Here is a 17,433-nt window from a genome sequence, read left to right on the forward strand (position 1 = left end):
GGTCAACCGGTCACGCACACCAACTGGCCGCGCGCCCGGTGGTGTTCCGGCCGTACGGGGTACGGGCCATGAGCTGCCGGGGGCTACGGCTTCCGGGCGGCTAAGGGTTCCTGGGGCGGTGCTGGGCGTTCTTCGCTCTTCTGCGGAGGACGCCCAGCACCGCCTTTCGTGTGAGCACGAGCAGTGCTGCCGTCAGGGTGCCCGCGTAGAGCCAGACGGCGTGCAGGGCGAGGCTGGTGAAGACGTTCTGGAGCACCCCGCTCACCCCGTCCCCGGGCCCGCCGGCGAAGAACTGGCCGATCGTGTACGCCAGCGGCGCGGCGACAGGTGCCGCGAACAGTTCCCTGGGGCGTACCCACAGCGCGGAGGCGACGCAGACCAGCACGAAGACGGTGCCGTAGAAGGCGGGAGCCCCGTCGAACAGCAGTCCCTCAAGGCCGCCCGCGGCGATCATCAGCAGCGTCGCGAAGACTCCGGTGCCCAGCCCGGTCAGCCGGGGGGCCGGCAGCCGGGACAGCGACGGGCCCGTCGTTCGCACCGGACGCCGCTTTCCGGGCCCTGGATCGCGCGCGCCCTCCGAGGCGCGGGGTCTGTTCCCCCGGTCACGCCGGTCGCGCCGGTCGCTCGGGTCACGTCCGTCCGGCCTGTCGCCGCCGCCGCGGCGGCGGCCCGGGTCCGGAGCGCCGGCTGTCCGTGCGGGCGCCGGCAGCCGCGGCTCGCCGTCCGGTCTCTCCGGCCTGCGTGCCGCCCTGACCTGCCCGGCCTCCCGGGCACCCCGCTGGTCCTGTTCGGTCGTGCGCGCGCTGCGTTGCTCCACCGGGCCACGGTAGGCCGTACGCGGGACCACCCGGCGTCATGGACACGCGACATCCCCCCATCACGCCCCTGGTCTCCACCGGGCGCCCCCGTCCCGTCACCGGCGGAGAGGAGCGCGAAGGGCCGCCCGTAGACTGGGGTGCGACGGAAAACGCCGTCGCATCGCCCCCTCTACGGGAAACGGGAAGTAGTCGCCACGTGTCGCTCACGATCGGAATCGTCGGCCTGCCGAACGTCGGCAAGTCGACTTTGTTCAACGCCCTGACCAAGAACGAGGTGCTGGCGGCCAACTACCCGTTCGCCACCATCGAGCCGAACGTCGGCGTCGTGGGCGTGCCCGACCCCCGCCTGGACAAGCTCGCGGAGATCTTCCAGTCGCAGCGCGTCCTCCCCGCCACCGTCGACTTCGTCGACATCGCGGGCATCGTGCGCGGGGCGAGCGAGGGCGAGGGACTGGGCAACAAGTTCCTCGCGAACATCCGGGAGTCCGACGCGATCTGCCAGGTCATCCGCGCGTTCAAGGACGACAACGTCGTCCACGTCGACGGAAAGATCTCGCCCGGGGACGACATCGAGACGATCAACACCGAGCTGATCCTCGCCGACATCCAGACCATCGAGAAGGTCCTTCCCCGCCTTGAGAAGGAGGCGCGGGTCAAGAAGGACAAGCAGCCGCAGCTGAAGGCCGTCCAGGCGGCGAAGGACATCCTCGACGAGGGCCGCACCCTCTTCTCCGCCGGCCTCGCCCAGGGTACGGAGGAGGCAGCCCCGCTGCACGAGCTCCACCTCCTGACGACCAAGCCCTTCATCTACGTCTTCAACGTGGACGAGGACGAGCTGACCGACGAGTCCTTCAAGGACGAGCAGCGCGCCCTCATCGCCCCCGCCGAGGCGGTCTTCCTCAACGCCAAGCTGGAGGCCGACCTCGCCGAACTGGACGAGGCCGAAGCGCTCGAACTCCTCCACACCGTCGGCCAGGAGCAGCCTGGCCTCGCCACCCTCGCCCACGTCGGCTTCACCACCCTCGGCCTTCAGACCTACCTCACCGCAGGTCCCAAGGAAGCCCGCGCCTGGACGATCCCCCGCGGCGCCACGGCCCCCGAGGCGGCCGGCGTCATCCACACCGACTTCCAGCGCGGCTTCATCAAGGCGGAGGTCATCTCCTACGACGACCTCGTCACCACCGGCTCGGTCCCCGAAGCCCGCGCAGCGGGCAAGGCCCGCATGGAGGGCAAGGACTATGTGATGCGGGACGGGGACGTGGTGGAGTTCCGCTTCAATGTGTAGCGGGCGCGGATAGCGGACCATCCGCGGCTAGTCAAACCAGCAGGTCAAGCGGGGTGATCCCATTTCGGGGCTCACCCCGCTGCGGTTCCGGTCGCTGGTTGGGCGCTGGTGAAACTGATACGTCGTCACCTCTGGTCACCCGTCGTTATCCGTACGGTTGCTGGTTGTGCGCTGGTTCGAATTGACGGGGCGTCAGTTTTGGGCGGGTAGCCAGCCCCGGAATCCGCCGTCATAAGCCCCTCGTCGGCCGCGGTTCCCGCACCCCGCAGAAACGGCGTCCCGGGGCCGCTGTCGGCCCCGTAGTCGTGTTGCCGTCGGGCATGCCCGGCCCCCGCCCCGTCGGCATGCGCGCGGGGGTGCACGGCGTACGGCTCCATGTGAGCGATTCCCGTGGCCGCAGGTTCGAGTCCCCGGCGGGGCGCGCCGCAGATGGGAACGGCCCGGGACGGGGCACGGCCGGGTGGTTGGTTGTAATCGAGGAAAACTACGATCTTGTTTGATCTGCAGGTCAGGAGTGTGACGGGGTGGTGCTGCACGGTCGGCCGGATCTGGCGGAAAGTTCCTGCTCAAGCCACACCTTGCGGACACCTTCAAGCTGTGCACGGACCCGTTGCCCGTGGAGAAGGTCTACGAGTCGTCGGCCTGTACTTCAACCCGCCCGAAGGCGCGGTGGTTCTTTCAGCGGACGAGAAATCCCAGATCCAGGCCCTGGACCGGTCACAGCCCGTACTGCCGATAATGCCCGAACGGCGCACCAACGACTACGTCCGCAACGGCCTGACCAGCTTGTTCGCCGCGTTCGATGTCGCCACCGGCGAGGTCATCGCCACCCTGCACCGCCGGCACCGGGCAGCGGAGTTCAAGAAGTTCCTGGTCCGGATCGACAAGGAGGTTCCCGCGCATCCCCAGGTCCACCTGATCATGGACAACTACGGCACCCACAAAGACCCCCCGCGATCCGGGCGATTCCGAGAGGCCACTGCGGTCCGCCATCGACTTGCGCGGCCAGTGGGTGGCGTTCTTGGGAAGCTCCCCTCCGGCGTGGCGACCACGACCGTCTCCACCTGGTCCACCTTGACGGTGGGCGGTCGGCCCTGCCTGGGCTCGTCGGCCAGACCGTCCAGCCAGTCGGCGAGGAACCGCCGCCGCCACTTGCGGACCGTGTCTGCGGAAAACCGCAGATGCCGTGCCCCCTCGACCACAGGGTGGAACGTCACGTCTCTCACACTCCAGCACGGTCCGCGCCCGCAACGCCAACGCCTGGGCGAAGTTGGCCCGCTGGGTCCAGCGCTCCAGCACAGCGCGCTCGTCATCGTCCAGCAGCAGTGGTTCCAGCCTCGGACCACGAGGCGGCACCGGAACCCCGGCAGAAGAACTTAAGCAAGATCCATCGACGGACTACCGGCGGAGGACACGTAGTCAGTGGCTCGTCCTGGTGCGGCGGCCACTAGGTGTACTGACCGGGGACGTTGATTGCGATCTGGGCTCGGATCGCAATCACGATGCGGGGGTTGAGTGTCTGTCAGCCAGGTCCCTGGCGAGCTGACTGATGCGCGCGCGGGCCGCCTCCGGGGCGAGCACCTCGATGTGATCGCCGAACTGGAGGAGTTGACGCACCGACTCGATGTCGGGGTAGCGCACGACGACGACGCACAAGCAGTTCTTCGGGTCGGAGACGTGGTGGATGCGGGTGCCGAGGATGCGCCGAGCCAGGTCGAGGCCCTTTGCCGGCAGGCGGATGGTCACGCTCACGCGATCTTGCCCCTCGGTGCGATTCCTCAACGCGGTCCATCTGGTGCGGAGAGTCTCGTCCGGTTGGAGCACTGCTGGTGCCTCGAGCTGTTCGAAGGCCGACAGACGCTCCAGAGCGAGCAGCCGGCTTTCGCCTTGGTCATCAGCGACGAGATACCAGCGACCTGATTTCGCCACGAGTCCGTACGGGTCGACCACCCGTATCGAGGCCTGGCTCTCGGCACCGCGCCGGTACTGGATCCGAAGGCGTCGTCGGTGTCGCAGCGCCGAAGCCAGATCCGATACATCTACCGCTGCCTCGGGAGCCGCGAACCACCCGGTGCTGTCGACAAGCACGAGGTCTGCCAGCCGCAGCGGACCCAGCGACTCGGGTGCCGCAGCTTGGCGGGCGGCGATCTTGCGCCCGGCCGACTCCCACACTGCAGAAAGGCCCATTCGCTCACGTTGTGCACTGTCCAACCCGGCAACCGACAGGGCCTCCAGCTCTGACGGTTCCAGAAGGGATGCGTTGAGCCGTGCACCGGGCAGCAGTACGATCCCGCCGTTCCGCCCGCGTTCGGCATAGACGGGCACACCTGCTGTCGACAGCGCCTCGACATCCCGCAGCACTGTCCGCCGAGACACCTCAAGACGCGCGGCGAGCTCCGTGGTCGTGAGGCGCTGACGGGTCTGCAGGAGCAGCAGGAGCTGCAGGAGCCGTGACGCCTTCATGCTGACCCATGTTCGCAGAAAAGGTGACAGGTTCTGTCGCGATGGGGCGATCCACTAGGTGCTGGCACGAGAAATCAACGAGTAGAGGAGCGCTCCATGCCCGCACCGAACCTGTTCCTGATCGGCGTCCGCGACGCCAAGGCCGCCACCGCCTTCTACGGCGACCTGTTTGAGATCGAACCGACCTTCACCAGTCCCCACTACGTCGCCTTCGAAGCTGCCCCCGGTGTCCTGTTCGCGTTGTGGACGGGCTATGGCGAAGACGCGGTCCCAAGCCTCCCTCGTACGACCGAGGTTGGGCTTATGGTGCCGGGGCCACCGGAGGCGGTCGACGAGATCTTCACGAGGTGGGTCTCGAAGGGAGTCGACGTTGTGCAGGAGCCGCATGATGCTGTCTTCGGCCGGACCTTCGTCATCACCGACCCCGACGGCAATCTCATCCGGGTATCCCCGGTCGACTGACCTGAACGGACCCCTCCCACCATGTTCCCCCGAAGGGCCGGCCACACGCGATGGCCGGCCCTTCAGCCTGCCCAGGAGCTCAGTCCTGTCACACCCGAATGCCACCCTTACCCCGCGCCACCGGCTGAAAGTAGCTCGACTCGTCGTTGACGACGGCTGGTCAATCAGCGAAGTCGCGGCCCGATTCCAGGTGTCCTGGCCAACCGTAAAGCGCTGGACCGACCGCTACCTTGGAGGCGAGCCAATGCAGGATCGGTCCTCGCGCCCCCGGAGGTCTCCGACCAAGACACCCAAGACTGTGACGAAGCGGTGCGTTAGCCTGCGACTGCGCCTGCGCGAAGGGCCGGTCCAACTCGCCGCGAGACTCGGCATCGCCCCGTCGACCGTGCACCGAATCTTGCGATCGGCCCGATTGAACCGGCTCGCCTACGTCGATCGCGCGACTGGTGAGCCCGTCCGCCGGTACGAGCATGACCATCCCGGGTCGCTCGTGCACGTAGATGTGAAGAAGCTCGGGAACATCCCTCACGGCGGCGGCTGGCGCTATGTCGGTCGCCGCCAAGGCGAGAAGCACCGCGTCGCGACTCCGGGCAAGTCACGCAACGCCTACGGCAGCCCGAAGCTCGGATACGCGTTCGTGCACACCGTCATCGACGACTACTCCCGCGTCGCCTGCACCGAGGTCCATGATGACGAGACGGCCGTGACTGCAGTCAGTGTGCTGCATCGCGCGGTGGAATGGTTCGCCGCGCGCGGCGTCACGATCAAGAGGGTGCTCTCGGACAACGGAAGTGCCTACCGGTCCTACCTGTGGCGCGACACGTGCGAAACCCTCTCTATCGCGCGCAGTTCACGCGCCCTTATCGTCCGCAGACCAACGGGAAGGTCGAGCGCTTCCAGTGCGCCACGAGGCGCTCGTGCGCCGTGAGGCGCGGTGAATCGAAGGAGGTGCAAGACCTCCTCGCCAGGCTGTCGCAGCAGTCTGGTGGGACCTGAGCGCAGTCTGACCCGGGAGACGCCGGGGAGGGCGGGAAGCAGCGCTGACAAAGCCGGGACGGCTCGGAACTACCAGACGGGCCGGGTCCGGCGAGCGAGATCAGAGGGCATACGAGAGGAACCAGTGGCAAAGCTCCGTAAGCGTGGCACCGGCTCAAATCTGGTGGATATGGGCCGGGTTGCAGTGCACAGTCCGCTCCCGGAACGGACTGACTCCGTAGCCGACTTGGCGTGTCGGTGGGGAGGTCACGGTGAAAGCCTGCGGCGTAACCGTGGCGATGCTGCCGGGGCAAAGCGGGATGCCGGACTGATCGATCGATTCACCGTGAACACGGGAACCGTCCCACGTCGCTCCCTGGATCCGGAATCCATCCGGGTCGGTGGGATAGATGCGTCGTCTGTCGAAGGCGTGGGATGGGGCGGAGGCTCCGTAGTAGTCCGAGCGGACGAGAGGTCCGTGCATGGCGAAGGGAGCCAGCAAGTCGGCAGTATTGATCAGAAACTCAAAGAGTTCTATTCGAGGGTGTAGCGGACGTGTGGGCCGTCGAAGTAGCCGCGGATGATGTGTGGCTGGCGTTGGCGGCGGTGGAAGAACCTGCGGGTCTCGGTGGCGAGTTGGGCCTGGTCGCGGGCCCGGCTGTGCATCGGAAGGCTCCGGTTGAGGTCGGCGTTGACCAGCTCGTCGGGGTTCAGCTCCGGTGAGTACGACGGCAGGAAGTGCAGCTCGATGCGGTCGGGGTGATCGGCCAGCCAGGCGCGGACCTTGCGGGAACGGTGCGCGGAGTGGCCGTCCACGACGAGGTGCACCTTGCGGTCGAAGTGGCCCGCGAGACGGTCCAGGAAGCGGCACATGACCTCGGCGTCGAAGATCTCCGTGAACACCATGAAGTGCATACGGCCCTTCGTGCTGATCGCGGACATCGCGTTGACCGAGAACCGGTTGCCCGAGCGGCGCACGACGGGGGTACACCCCTTGGCGCCCCAGGTGCGGCCGGTGACCTGGTCGGAACGGATGCCGACCTGGTCGGCGAAGAGCACCTCATCACCCTCGGCCCTCGCCTGCGCGCGGATCGCCGGCCAGGTCTCCTCCCGCCAGACGCGGACCGCTTCCGCGGCCTGCTCGACGGCACGCTTGTCCGGGCGCTGGAACGACAGCCCCCACCGGCGCAGGTACTTGCCCACTCCCTGCTCGGTCAGCCGCACCCGGTACAGCTTCGCGATCAGGTCCCCCACGCCGGCGCGCGTCCACAGCTGCCCCGCCAGCCCCAGGTCACAGGGACGGTGATCCAGTACAGCCTGCCGGATCGCCTGCTGCTCGACCGCATCGAGAACCTGATGCTCGCCGACCCGGCGTCCACGCGGCTGGGCCACGAGCGCTTCGCGCCCGCCGGACAGCCACTTCGCTCACCAGTTGTCCACCGCCTTCAGCGACCCCCCGAACACCGCCGCCACATCCTCACGGTCCCGCCCCGCCACCAACGCGGCCACCGCCCGCAGCCGCAGGGCCTCCTGCGCCGACGGCGAAAGGCGCCGCGCATCCCCCACCAGATCGCTCACACCCCTCCAACGGCCCAGAACCTGAACCGCTCCTGATCAAATAGATGTAGTGCGAGGTGGTGAAGCGGGCATGGACGTCAACCAGCGAGCGCTCAGGCATCATGCCCTCCCGTCACGTCGGCCGGTGCCAGGCGGTGCCCCCGACGCCACACCGCGCGGGTGTTGAGCGTCGAGGAGAGCTGCGAGGTCGGGTCACCGTCCACGAGCACCAGGTCCGCCGAGGCGCCTGGCTCGATCCGCCCGCGGTCGGTCAGGCCGAACCGGTCAGCGGTACGCCGTGTCGCCGCAGTGAGCGCCTCGACCGGACTCAGCCCGCCGGCCTCGAGCAGGCGTAGCTCGTCGTGCAGGCTGGCGCCGTGAGCGAGGCCCGGGGCACCGAGGTGGGCCGCATCAGTACCGGCCAGGACCTCGACGCCGGCGGCGTGGAGCAGCCCGACCGAACGCAGGGCGTTGGGCAAGTGGGCGTTCCAGGCGAACTCGCGCCCCAAGTTGTCGCGCCACGCCGCGTTCAGGCGGGATGCCACACGCAGGTCGGCGGCCAGGCGTGGGCCGGCGCCGTCGGAGGCGCCGGAGGCGGTGACGGCCAGGGTGGTGATGACGAACATGCCCTGTTCGCGCATCCGGGTGATCAGATCGTCGCTGATGACCTCGTCATAGTGCAGATGGGTCACGCCGTCCGCGCCCGCCTCGACGGCCACCCGTGCAGCCGCGGCGCTGAGAGTGTGGACCAGGGCCATCACCCCGCGCTCATGAGCCGCCTCGACAGTCGCGGCGACCACTTCGGGCGGCACCACGGGCAGCGACGTGCCGAACGCGGTGCCGTCCTCGACCATGATCTTGATGTAGCCCGCACCTTCGGACAGGCGCCCCTCAACGAAGGCAGGCGCCTCGCTCGGGACGGTGGCGGTGGGCCACACCGGGTCGTCCAGGCCGCGCCGCAGTTGGTGAGGATGTCCGTCGGGGTGGGCGAGGCCCCACGAGGCGGTGCGGACGTCGGCCAGATCGAACTCGGTCTGCACCTTCTTCCGCACCGGGTCCATCACGTCCGGCACCGACATCATGTCCAGCTCGGTTGTCACGCCGAAGCGCAGGGCCGTGCGCAGACCGTCTTCGTCTGTGTGGGTGTGGGCGTCGATCAGACCCGGCAGCAGGGTCCCGCCCCCGCCGTCGAGCTTCTCCACACCCTCGGGGACCTGGTGGCCGACCGCGGCGATCGTCCCGTCCTCGACGACGACCACCGAGGCGTCGGCTATGTGCGTCCCGGTGAAGACTCGTGTGTTCGTAACCGCGAACCGACTCACAGTTCCTCCTCGCGGACTGTATTGCTCAGTACAGAGTGGCCTGCGTCAGACTGTATCAGCGAGTACAAAAATCTGTGTACCGTGAGGTACGGAACATGGAGGAGGGGCATGGGACACACACCGACCACCGCACGGGGTCGCGCGACCCGAGAGCGCATCCTCGATTCGGCAGCAGACCTCATCCAGCGGCGCGGCGTCGCGGCGGTGACGCTGGACGATGTCGAACGCGCCGCGGGGGTCGGCCGCAGCCAGCTCTACCACTACTTCGACGACCGGGACGACCTCGTCCGCTCCGTGGTTCATTCCACCGTGGACACGGTGTTGGCCGCGCAGGAACCGCTGCTCCTGGAGGTCGACTCGCTGGCCGACATCGACCGCTGGTTCGACGCGATCGTGGCCAACGGGACGCGGCAGGACGCGGTGGGCGGCTGCGCGATCGGTTCGTTGGCCGGCCAGCTGAGCGGCCGGGACGACCTCACCCGACAGGCGTTCGTGGACGCCTTCGCGCGCTGGGAGGCCCCCCTCATCGCGGGCCTGCGCCGGATGCAGGAGTCGGGCGAGCTGCGCCCGGACGCCGACGTGACGGAGCTGGCCGACCTCACCATGGCCGCAATCCAAGGCGGCCTCCTGCTGGCCCAAGTCCGCCGTGCACCGGACCAGATCCGTCTCGCCCTGCGCGGCGCGCGGGCGGCGCTGGAGGACGCGCTCGCCCCCCGGCCCTGAACGCGGTCCACCTGCCGCTCAGCGCGGGCGACCCACCACGCCGTCCCGGGTCCGATCGGTCGGCACCGACCCCGCCCAGGCCTGCTCGACGATTCGGGTCACGGCCCCGAGGCCGACGGGACGCGGATTCGTGTACGCCGCGGCACATCTCGTCACGCCCTGAACGAGAACCCCATGAGTTTCTGATCAATAGGGCTTCCGACGTGCCGCTCAAGCCGGATAGGTTCCCGGCGAATGAGGGAACACGGCCAGGTCCGAAAGGTGCCGACTTTGGCTTGTGAGCCAGCACCTTCTGGATGCAGCCTGCCCGCACCTGTCTGTATCGGCAAACATACTTGCTGAAATGTCAAGTTGGTTGGTTGGTGCGGTCCGATAAGCCGTCGGCGGATCGGGTGACCGCCACTGGCTCAGCCGGGGCGCCGCGTCAGCCGCAAACGCAGGACGCGTCCGTGATGAGCACTGGTGGACGTGGAGCTGTTCGCCGCTGGTGGAGTACAGGGCCAGGACTTCGGCTGCCGCGTCGTGGGCGGCGCTGGTCAGGGCGTGGGGGATGCGGGTGTCGAATTCGGCGGCTTCGCCGACGCTCCGAGTACGTGGATTCCGAGTACGTGGATCAGGTCGACGATGATGTGGATGTCCGCGCCGCGCTGCTCCGCTTCGGCCTTGATGAGGTCGATCTGGTGGCGGGCTCCGTCGACGAGGACGACCCAGGTGCGGCGGTGTCCTGGGTCGCGGTGCTCGGCCTGGTCGAACACGGCACGAGGACGTCGTAGAAGGCGTCGAAGTCCGCGGCGGCGTCGAGGGCGAGTTCCTGGACCTGCCGGTGCCCGACTCCGGCGCCGGTGACGGGGTTGTCCGCTCGCAGGTGTCGGCGAAGCTGATCGAGGACCGGGGCGCGGGTAGCGGTGAGGCCGGGCAGGTGGCGTCCTGCCCGGCCTCACCGCGTGCCTCGTGCCCGCCGCATCCCCGGGCTGCGGAGCGCCAGTCCCCAGGGCTCAGTCGGGTGTCCGGGCGCTGGCCGCTCCAGTGGTCAGCGGGCGGCGCGCCGGCGTCGGAGACGCTCCAGCCTCGGCAGGACGGCGAGCAGCAGCAGGCTGTAGTACTGCAGGACGGGTACGGCGAGCGCGATGACCAGTGCGATGGCCACGGCGAGGACGTTGAGGTAGCTCTCGGTATACAAATCCTCGATCCTCCGGCGGCCCCCTGCGCTGTCCCCCTCAACCAGCCCCGGGGTGGTTTTCAGGATCCTCAGCATCGCCAGCCGGCACACCATGCTGGCCAGGAGGGTCGAGTAGTAGAACATCCCCACGAACCGGTCGTGGCCGCCGAAGGCACCGATCATCTCCGTCGGGAGGGGGAGCACGACGACGGAGAGCAACCATCCCATGTTCCATGCCGTCAGGGAGCGGGTGAGCATCGTGACCGACGAGAAGGCCCGGTGGTGCTCCCGCCAGATGCTCGCGATGACCGCGAAGCTGAGCAGGAAGCTCCAGATCTGGCTGAGGTGACCGGTGATCACCTCGCTGGAGCCCTCGTGAGCGGACGCGACTTCCGGGACGAGGTCCACCAGCGGAAGGATCAGCAGGGTGATGGAGATCGCGGTCACCGCGTCGGTGAAGAGCACCAAGCGCTCCCCCGGGACGCCCCCCTCGATCCTGTCCGACGGACCCGAGGACTCCGCCGGGTCGGCCCCTCCCGTCCCGGTCTCGTCGTCGATGACGCCACTGGTACCCATGCGTGTGCACCTTTCCTTGTCATGCCCGCCGCGCCTGCCGTCGCTACCGGACTCTGATAATCATGTACGTTACAACGATCCGCGCAGACTCTACTCATGGCGACAGCGGGACATTGACGGGGCCGCTGGTCCTGCACACAGGGCCGTCTTGTCGCGGCGCGGCAGGAGGCGGCGGCATGGAGGAGCTGCCGGACGTCCTCCGCCGGTAAGGGCTGCCCGATGCGTTGCCACTACGAGCAGCGCGGCCATACGTTCGCGGGCCGCCCGGCAAAGACCGCCCCGACCCTCCCCCGCCATTTCTCCACACTCAAGCCTTGGACCAGCACTGACGGGTAAGTCCGGATGACGTGCTAGACCAGTGGCTTGCGTTCGGGCCACCACCGCCGGACGGCCTCGGCGGTTGTCGATGGGCTCACGTTGAAACAGAGCTTCGCGCCGGGTGCCAGTTCGCGGGTGGTGTCGACCAGGACCTCGAAAAGCGGGGTCAGCGCGGGGTCCAGCCGGACGCCGGCGCCGATCACCACGATGTCGTAGTCCTTCCCGGACAGCGCGGCGCGGTAGACCGCCTCGGCCGTGCGGCCGTAGTCGAGCAGGCAGACGTCGAGAGTGAAGCCGAGCTCCCCGAGCCGGGCCCGCCCGGCGGCCACGCCGGCCCGGACCACTTCGGCGTCGACCTCCGGGAACGCCGCCCGCGACGAGGGCGCGTCGTCCACCAGCGCGGGATCAAGCCCGAGGGTGAGCATGGACGGAGACATGCCGCGATACCTCCTGTGCCTCTGCCTTCCGTTTCCGGACCGAGGGTAGGCATCCGGGCAGCCGCCCGGCCCTCCCACACTTCTGGGATACCGTTCGGCCGGTGAGTTCCCCGGTGGCCCAGCGCGAGACCGTACGAGGCATCGAGGATATGTAGCCGAGCGTGGTGCCCAGGCGGCGGGTTGCTGTGGGGCAGAGGAAGACCTGGGCTTCAGGTCTCGCCGGTCGTCACGGCTTGCTTTGCCACACAGTCGGTGGTGCGACCTGGAGGTGTGCTGCGAGGCTCCAGCCCGTTGCGTGCGCCAGACGGCGGAAGAGTTTCAGGCATCGCTCCGCATCGGTCAGCCGCAGTCCGGGGTCTGCGGAGGATTCTTCGCGTTCCGAACGGCTTCCTGACAGCGGCCAGCAGGAATTCCCCACGTACGGCCAGTTAAGAACGTAACTCTCGGTGGCGGTCGACATGGCCTGGGGTCCACGCATCGCGCGCTTCTGCCCCCGCTTCTCGGCAGATCATTGAGGAGCGACGCGGGGCCAACGCTGACTTGCGTCCTCGTCGCGGGTGGCGAGCGGAATAGTCACGGCTCATCATGCCTTGCTGGTAAGCATGCGCATTTTTCGTACCTACGCCCGCGTCTACGCCACCGAGCTGGATGCGGTGCTGGCACCGCTCAGCACCGTTACCGATGAGCCGATCACCAGTCGCTTCACGATGCCGAACGGCCTGGAGCTGGCCGCCGTCGGCCAAGTCCTGGTAGTGGCGGGGGACGAGCGGGCACTAGAGCCGTACACGGCCACGGCGGCGACGCTGATCGTGGACGACCTCGATGAGTGTCAAGTACGTCTCAACCAGACGGGAGCACAGATCGTGCGTGGCCCGCAGGCCGTTCCCACCGGGAGGAACCTGACCGCCAAGCTGCCTGGTGGCGTTCAGCTCGAATATGTCGAATGGGACGAGGCGCAGTGGGAACGTGCCGGAGGCCGACCTGCATAGGGTCTCGCCTCCCGCAGAGTGTGTCGCCGCTGTCCGGACTGCTCCCTGCGGCGTCAGCCCGGTTTGCGCTCGCTCGCGTTCTCGCGTCACACGATCGAGTCGAGATGACAGCCTGTGAAATCCGCGGCCAGATAGCTCCCCGCCAAGTGGCCGCGAGCGGGGAATCGGAACTGGCCACCGACAGCTTCCAGCACCGACTTCGCCGCCAGGGACTGGTCGCCGTGAGCGATGGCGTGTCTGATCGCGAGCCACTCGCTGATCTGGGCCCTGGCTTGTGCGGGTGTGACCGTCCGGGGACCCGCCTTCCCCCACGCCTGCCTCCAGGTCCAGTAGGGCCATGAATCGTGGCCAACGGCCACCAGAAGCTTCCGGGTGTTCTCCGCGTTCGGGGTGCCGAAGTTGTTGACCTCATCCAGTAGGCGCCCCCTGAGCAGTCCGTAAGCCCCTGGCGGCAACGGGCCGTCATCTGATGGTTTGGACAAGTCGATGCATGCCCGGACGAGATCTTGCATGACGGCTTGCCAACTCGCGACAGCCAGCACGACGACAGCCCGGTTGAGAGATGGCTCCTTCGTCCGGAACCCTCGCTTGTTCTTGCCGTGCGCGTGGTGCACCTGGATCAGGTTGTCGCAATGGCGGGGCGCGACGCAGATGGGAAGCACCCGGGAACGTGTGACGTCAGCGGGAGCGTCGTGATTGAGGAGACCTATGGGATCGCGTGATGCCGGGCTCAACGCCGGGTGCGCTATCCCGTCGGAGGCACGTGAGGTGAGGCTCAGCGCCGCTTAGGGCTTGCAGATCTTTAACTCGTGGCTCTTCGCTCGGTAATCCGTTGATCTGGCATGAGTGGGTTGGAAGGGCAGGTGCTGCTTTCGTAGCCGAGTTCGGGGCGATTCTGCTGTACCTCGACGAGCGACAGCGTCGCCTGCGTGTTGCAGGCGCTGGTGGCGCTGCTGCCGGAGGACTGACCTCTCTCAGCCTGCTCATGGTGAGTAAAGGGCGCCGAGCGTGTGGTCAACGGCCGGCTGCGCGGCACCCTCCGGCGCGCGCCCTCGGGCAACGGCGGCTTCGGTTACGACGCGATCCTCCAGCCCGAGGGGGAGACCCGGACCTGCGCCGAGCTGACCGCCGGGGAGAAGAACGCGATCAGCCACCGCGGCAAGGCGTTCCGCGCCCTGGTGCCCGCCGTACGGGAGCTGCTGGACCTGCGCTGACCCCGCCTCGGCCGGACGTTCCGGATGCCGGGCCCTGTCCCCGAGCCGACATCCCGTGAGCCTCTCGCTCCTTGTGCCCCGGCGAGAACGTAGTTGGTGTCCGAGTACGCGTCATCGGTTCCCGGCATGCACGGCAACGCCGAACAGCTCGGTGGCGCTCCCTACCGGAGTGGAGCGTTCCGTGGCACCGGTGCCGGGTGCCGGGTGCCGTCTCGCGCGGCGCCCGACCTGGCCTGTCAGGTCTCCCGCGTATCGGTCACCCGTGCCTGCGCCCTAACTACCCCATCGGAGAGGGGGAGTTGGATGTCCGGCCGCGCCTTCTTACGCGCGGCGGCCTCACCTCGCTGTGCCGCAGCGCCGGGCAGCGCTGCCATGACGGCCACCTCAGCGGCCCGGAGGCACAAGAGGCAAGAAGTACCTGACCGGCGTCCACCGGCACCCGCACCCCCGTGCCCGGCCACGCCATCACCCTCGACGGGACGGACCGACCGGAGCGCGTGACGGTGTACGTGACGTCCGTACCCGTGTGAGGGGCCGTCTCCGCCGGGACCAGAGGATCCGCAGTGCGCGAGGGGGGGACTCGAACCCGGCAGGCGCGTCGTTATATGACCTAGTTCACCTGCAGTGAGTTCTAAAAATTGACGCATATTAGGGCAACCATCCCTCGTTGCCTCCAGTGTGGTCCGGCTCTGCCGACTTCGGTGCGCGTGCGGGGCCGACATCTCCTCGGAGGTCTTCTGTGGCGGCCGGTTCGGACGATCCCCGCGCGTGCGGGGCCGACCAGGAGATCAACATGATGCCCCGACTGCGAGCGGGACGATCCCCGCGCGGGTGGGGCGAACCCGTGCGATCGGGGATTCGAGGCTGGGCCCGGCGGAGCACCCCACGCTGGTGGGGCAAACAGTGACGAGCCGTTCACAAAGTTCGTGCACGGCGGAGCACCCCCACGCTGGTGGGGCGAACTATGACGAGGAGGTCAACGACGCCGATTGGTACGGAGCACCCCCACGCTGGTAGGGCGAACACTTCGCGACCTGGGGTTTAGTAGGCGATTTGCCGTCTCTTTGCCTGGCCTGTGGCGGGTCCGGAGCTTGGGTCGGAGTGCATGGGGTGACTGTATCGCCGGTGTGTGTCAGTGCTGTGTGCTCGGGTTCGGAACGCTTACGGCTACTCGCTACTGATGTTGAATGCTGGATGCCGTCTGGTGGGCGAGGACGGGGGCGGTGCAGCGGCGCGGCGACTCGAATTCAGCGCGGTCCGTAACGACGCCAGCTCTGTAGTGTGCGGATATCCGGCCGAAGGTCGCACCAACTCGCCGGTGTCCGTTCACCGGTGGCTTCCCGGACGCGGAGGAACTTCGCTCCAACGACCGACGGTTGCTGGTTCCACGCTGGTCGGCGTCCGATGTTGGCGCGTTTTCGCAGGTGACTGCGGCGCCGTGGACGTTCCGCTTCAACGTGTGAGTTGTTCGAACGGGAACCTCTGGCCTGCTTCGGGGCAGGTCGGAGGGTTTCTTATGTGCGGACGTGGTGGCACTCCGCCGGAATGCCGAGTGGGGCGTTCTGAGGTATGACGATTCTCGCCGGCGGTCTCGGTCAACGGTGCCGCGTCCCCGGACAACCACGGCTTCTGGCAGGTGCGTTGGCGCATTGCTGTTGGTCAGAAATCCTCGGACAGCAAACTGCGCCAAGTCCATCCTTGTTCGAGGACGGCGTTTCGTATGGGCCGTTTCATGTCCCCGCTGTCGAAGCTGAAGGACTCCCGCAGTCGGCGACGGCCATCGGGGCCTCGCTCGACGGCCCAGTCCTTGGACCAGGACCTCCCGGGGCCCCGGCTTGCCTGATGGCCGATCTTCATTCGGGGTGGGTCCCCGTACCAGGTGACCTCCCACTGTTCCTCTATGGCACGGACCTCGCGCTCTTCCGGGAAGAGACGCACCCGGATCCTCAGCGTGCGGGTCAGCTGGCTCAGGCTGAAAAGGTGCCGGAAGGCCGGCTCCGCGAGGCGCCATTCCGCCACGAGGTCGGCGTGCTCGGGGGTGCCGTCGCGTACGGCCCAGGGAACGTCCGGACCGTTGAGGCCGGACAGAGCGGCCTTCACGTCTTCTGCGGAGCGTGGTTGTACACCCTCTGCGGGATGCTTCACCTCTTCCTTGAAACCTGGCAGACGCAGCAGACGGAACAGACCCATCGCCACACCATATGGCTCATACAGCCATTGCCACAGGGAGCAGTCGTGGCGGGGCACGGAGCAGGCGGGCCACCGGGCGCAGCGTGCCTCGAAGACTTTGTGCGCTCCGGCTTGAGGTCTCACGTTGGCACTCACGCCGCCCGGCTGGAACGCGACCAGCGAGGGTCTCTTCCCTGCCCCGAGGGGCGGTCAGGCCCTGCCGCAGGGGGTTCCGGGCGTGGACGTTGGCTCCGGTGGTGGGCGTTCATGAGACGAACTCGAAGTAGCCGTTGTCGGAGTAGTCGTAGCCGCGTCGTTTGAAGCGTTCGCTGGGCACGCGGAAGCCGGCTTCCAGGTACTTCTGCAAGAAGAAAGCGCCCTCGGGAGTGTCGATATCCAGCTCTTTTCCTAGGTCGGGGGCGATGTCGTCCTGTTGCCTGGCGTAGTTCACGAGGGTGGTCTTCAGGCCGCTACCGTCGGGCATGCGGACCTTTGGCCGGTTGATGAGGTAACCGGGCAACTGGTCGCGGAATGCCTGCCGCAGCAGCCATTTCTCCTGGCCGTTCCTGAGCTTCAGGCTCATCGGTACCGCGTAAGTGAATTCCAGCAGATGACGGTCCATGAACGGGACACGGGTCTCGATCGAATGCATCATGCTCGACCTGTCCACTCGCTGAAGGTCTGTGCGGTGCAGGTTGCGTACGCGGTATCGCATCAGGTCGCTCGGGTCCTTGTGCGTCCTGAACAGGTCGTAGCCGGCCATTACTTCGTCACTGCCTTCACCGCACAGCGCGAGCTTGAACCCGTGGCGTTTCGCCAGCCGGAAGGCGAAGTAGCCGACGCAGGTGTCCATGACGTCGATGGCTTCGAAGAACTCGGCTCCGTAGACGATAGGGCTCACCGGCCAGCCGAACTCGTCTGCCCGAAGCCCGCCATGGTGATGCAGCCGGGCCGGGAATCCCAGCG

Annotated in this window: 14 protein-coding genes and 4 pseudogenes; 7 read left to right on the top strand and 11 right to left on the bottom strand. The window is 67.6% G+C overall.

The features are described from left to right. Nucleotides 1-100 precede the first annotated feature (100 nt). Nucleotides 101-817 (bottom strand): DUF6542 domain-containing protein, encoded by a 717-nt coding sequence (locus NMN56_RS22370; protein ID WP_274040930.1) that lies wholly within the window; start codon nucleotides 815-817, stop codon nucleotides 101-103. 197 nt (nucleotides 818-1,014) lie between these two features. Here NMN56_RS22370 and ychF point away from each other — a divergent pair, with 197 nt between their 5' ends. Together ychF and NMN56_RS22380 are read left to right on the top strand one after the other, a co-directional pair. Next, nucleotides 1,015-2,103, top strand: a complete 1,089-nt coding sequence (ychF, locus tag NMN56_RS22375; RefSeq protein ID WP_274040929.1) for a redox-regulated ATPase YchF — start codon at nucleotides 1,015-1,017, stop codon at nucleotides 2,101-2,103. A gap of 559 nt (nucleotides 2,104-2,662) precedes the next feature. After that, nucleotides 2,663-3,054 (top strand): annotated as a pseudogene (locus NMN56_RS22380) (transposase); the annotation flags it as partial. A 546-nt stretch (nucleotides 3,055-3,600) separates the two neighbouring features. Here the strand turns inward: NMN56_RS22380 and NMN56_RS22385 are convergent. Beyond that, entirely contained in the window at nucleotides 3,601-4,566 is a 966-nt protein-coding gene (locus NMN56_RS22385; RefSeq protein ID WP_274040928.1) for a helix-turn-helix transcriptional regulator, read from the bottom strand. A 96-nt stretch (nucleotides 4,567-4,662) separates the two neighbouring features. Between NMN56_RS22385 and NMN56_RS22390 the strand changes: the two genes are divergently transcribed. Both NMN56_RS22390 and NMN56_RS22395 read left to right on the top strand, forming a co-directional pair. Beyond that, entirely contained in the window at nucleotides 4,663-5,028 is a 366-nt protein-coding gene (locus NMN56_RS22390; protein ID WP_274040927.1) for a VOC family protein, read from the top strand. Between the two features lie 85 nt (nucleotides 5,029-5,113). Beyond that, nucleotides 5,114-5,925, top strand: a pseudogene (locus NMN56_RS22395) (IS481 family transposase); the annotation flags it as partial. A 612-nt stretch (nucleotides 5,926-6,537) separates the two neighbouring features. On the opposite strand, the gene NMN56_RS22400 reads toward NMN56_RS22395, so the two are convergent. The 3 genes from NMN56_RS22400 to NMN56_RS22405 form a co-directional block, all read right to left on the bottom strand. Beyond that, nucleotides 6,538-7,395 (bottom strand): IS630 family transposase, encoded by an 858-nt coding sequence (locus tag NMN56_RS22400; RefSeq protein ID WP_430542677.1) that lies wholly within the window; start codon nucleotides 7,393-7,395, stop codon nucleotides 6,538-6,540. Nucleotides 7,396-7,428: 33 nt separating this feature from the next. Next, nucleotides 7,429-7,581, bottom strand: a complete 153-nt coding sequence (locus NMN56_RS43300) for a hypothetical protein (protein ID WP_430542678.1) — start codon at nucleotides 7,579-7,581, stop codon at nucleotides 7,429-7,431. 92 nt (nucleotides 7,582-7,673) lie between these two features. Beyond that, a complete protein-coding gene (locus NMN56_RS22405) occupies nucleotides 7,674-8,882 on the bottom strand; it encodes an amidohydrolase family protein (protein ID WP_274040926.1) in 1,209 nt (402 codons plus the stop codon). A 108-nt stretch (nucleotides 8,883-8,990) separates the two neighbouring features. On the opposite strand from NMN56_RS22405, the gene NMN56_RS22410 reads away from it, so the two are divergent. Then, a complete protein-coding gene (locus NMN56_RS22410) occupies nucleotides 8,991-9,605 on the top strand; it encodes a TetR/AcrR family transcriptional regulator (RefSeq protein ID WP_274040925.1) in 615 nt (204 codons plus the stop codon). Between the two features lie 602 nt (nucleotides 9,606-10,207). Here NMN56_RS22410 and NMN56_RS22415 read toward each other — a convergent pair. The 3 genes and pseudogenes from NMN56_RS22415 to NMN56_RS22425 form a co-directional block, all read right to left on the bottom strand. Then, nucleotides 10,208-10,363: pseudogene (locus NMN56_RS22415) on the bottom strand (ISKra4 family transposase); the annotation flags it as partial. A gap of 272 nt (nucleotides 10,364-10,635) precedes the next feature. Continuing rightward, complete coding sequence (locus NMN56_RS22420; protein ID WP_274040923.1) at nucleotides 10,636-11,340, bottom strand: TMEM175 family protein; 705 nt, start codon at nucleotides 11,338-11,340, stop codon at nucleotides 10,636-10,638. 350 nt (nucleotides 11,341-11,690) lie between these two features. Continuing rightward, nucleotides 11,691-12,095 (bottom strand): hypothetical protein, encoded by a 405-nt coding sequence (locus tag NMN56_RS22425; RefSeq protein ID WP_274040922.1) that lies wholly within the window; start codon nucleotides 12,093-12,095, stop codon nucleotides 11,691-11,693. Between the two features lie 602 nt (nucleotides 12,096-12,697). Here NMN56_RS22425 and NMN56_RS22430 point away from each other — a divergent pair. Then, nucleotides 12,698-13,084, top strand: coding sequence for a hypothetical protein (locus NMN56_RS22430; RefSeq protein ID WP_274040921.1), 387 nt, complete (start codon nucleotides 12,698-12,700; stop codon nucleotides 13,082-13,084). A gap of 86 nt (nucleotides 13,085-13,170) precedes the next feature. On the opposite strand, the gene NMN56_RS22435 is transcribed toward NMN56_RS22430, so the two are convergent. After that, nucleotides 13,171-13,698, bottom strand: a complete 528-nt coding sequence (locus NMN56_RS22435; RefSeq protein WP_274040920.1) for a hypothetical protein — start codon at nucleotides 13,696-13,698, stop codon at nucleotides 13,171-13,173. 384 nt (nucleotides 13,699-14,082) lie between these two features. Between NMN56_RS22435 and NMN56_RS22440 the strand changes: the two are divergent. After that, a pseudogene (locus tag NMN56_RS22440) lies at nucleotides 14,083-14,298 on the top strand (non-canonical purine NTP pyrophosphatase); the annotation flags it as partial. Nucleotides 14,299-15,957: 1,659 nt separating this feature from the next. Here NMN56_RS22440 and NMN56_RS22445 read toward each other — a convergent pair. Both NMN56_RS22445 and NMN56_RS22450 read right to left on the bottom strand, forming a co-directional pair. After that, nucleotides 15,958-16,488, bottom strand: a complete 531-nt coding sequence (locus NMN56_RS22445) for a hypothetical protein (RefSeq protein ID WP_274040918.1) — start codon at nucleotides 16,486-16,488, stop codon at nucleotides 15,958-15,960. 244 nt (nucleotides 16,489-16,732) lie between these two features. After that, entirely contained in the window at nucleotides 16,733-17,368 is a 636-nt protein-coding gene (locus NMN56_RS22450; protein WP_280842675.1) for an asparagine synthase C-terminal domain-containing protein, read from the bottom strand. Nucleotides 17,369-17,433: the final 65 nt, after the last annotated feature.

This window comes from Streptomyces iconiensis, assembly GCF_028657195.3.
Taxonomy (GTDB): Bacteria; Actinomycetota; Actinomycetes; order Streptomycetales; family Streptomycetaceae; genus Streptomyces; species Streptomyces iconiensis.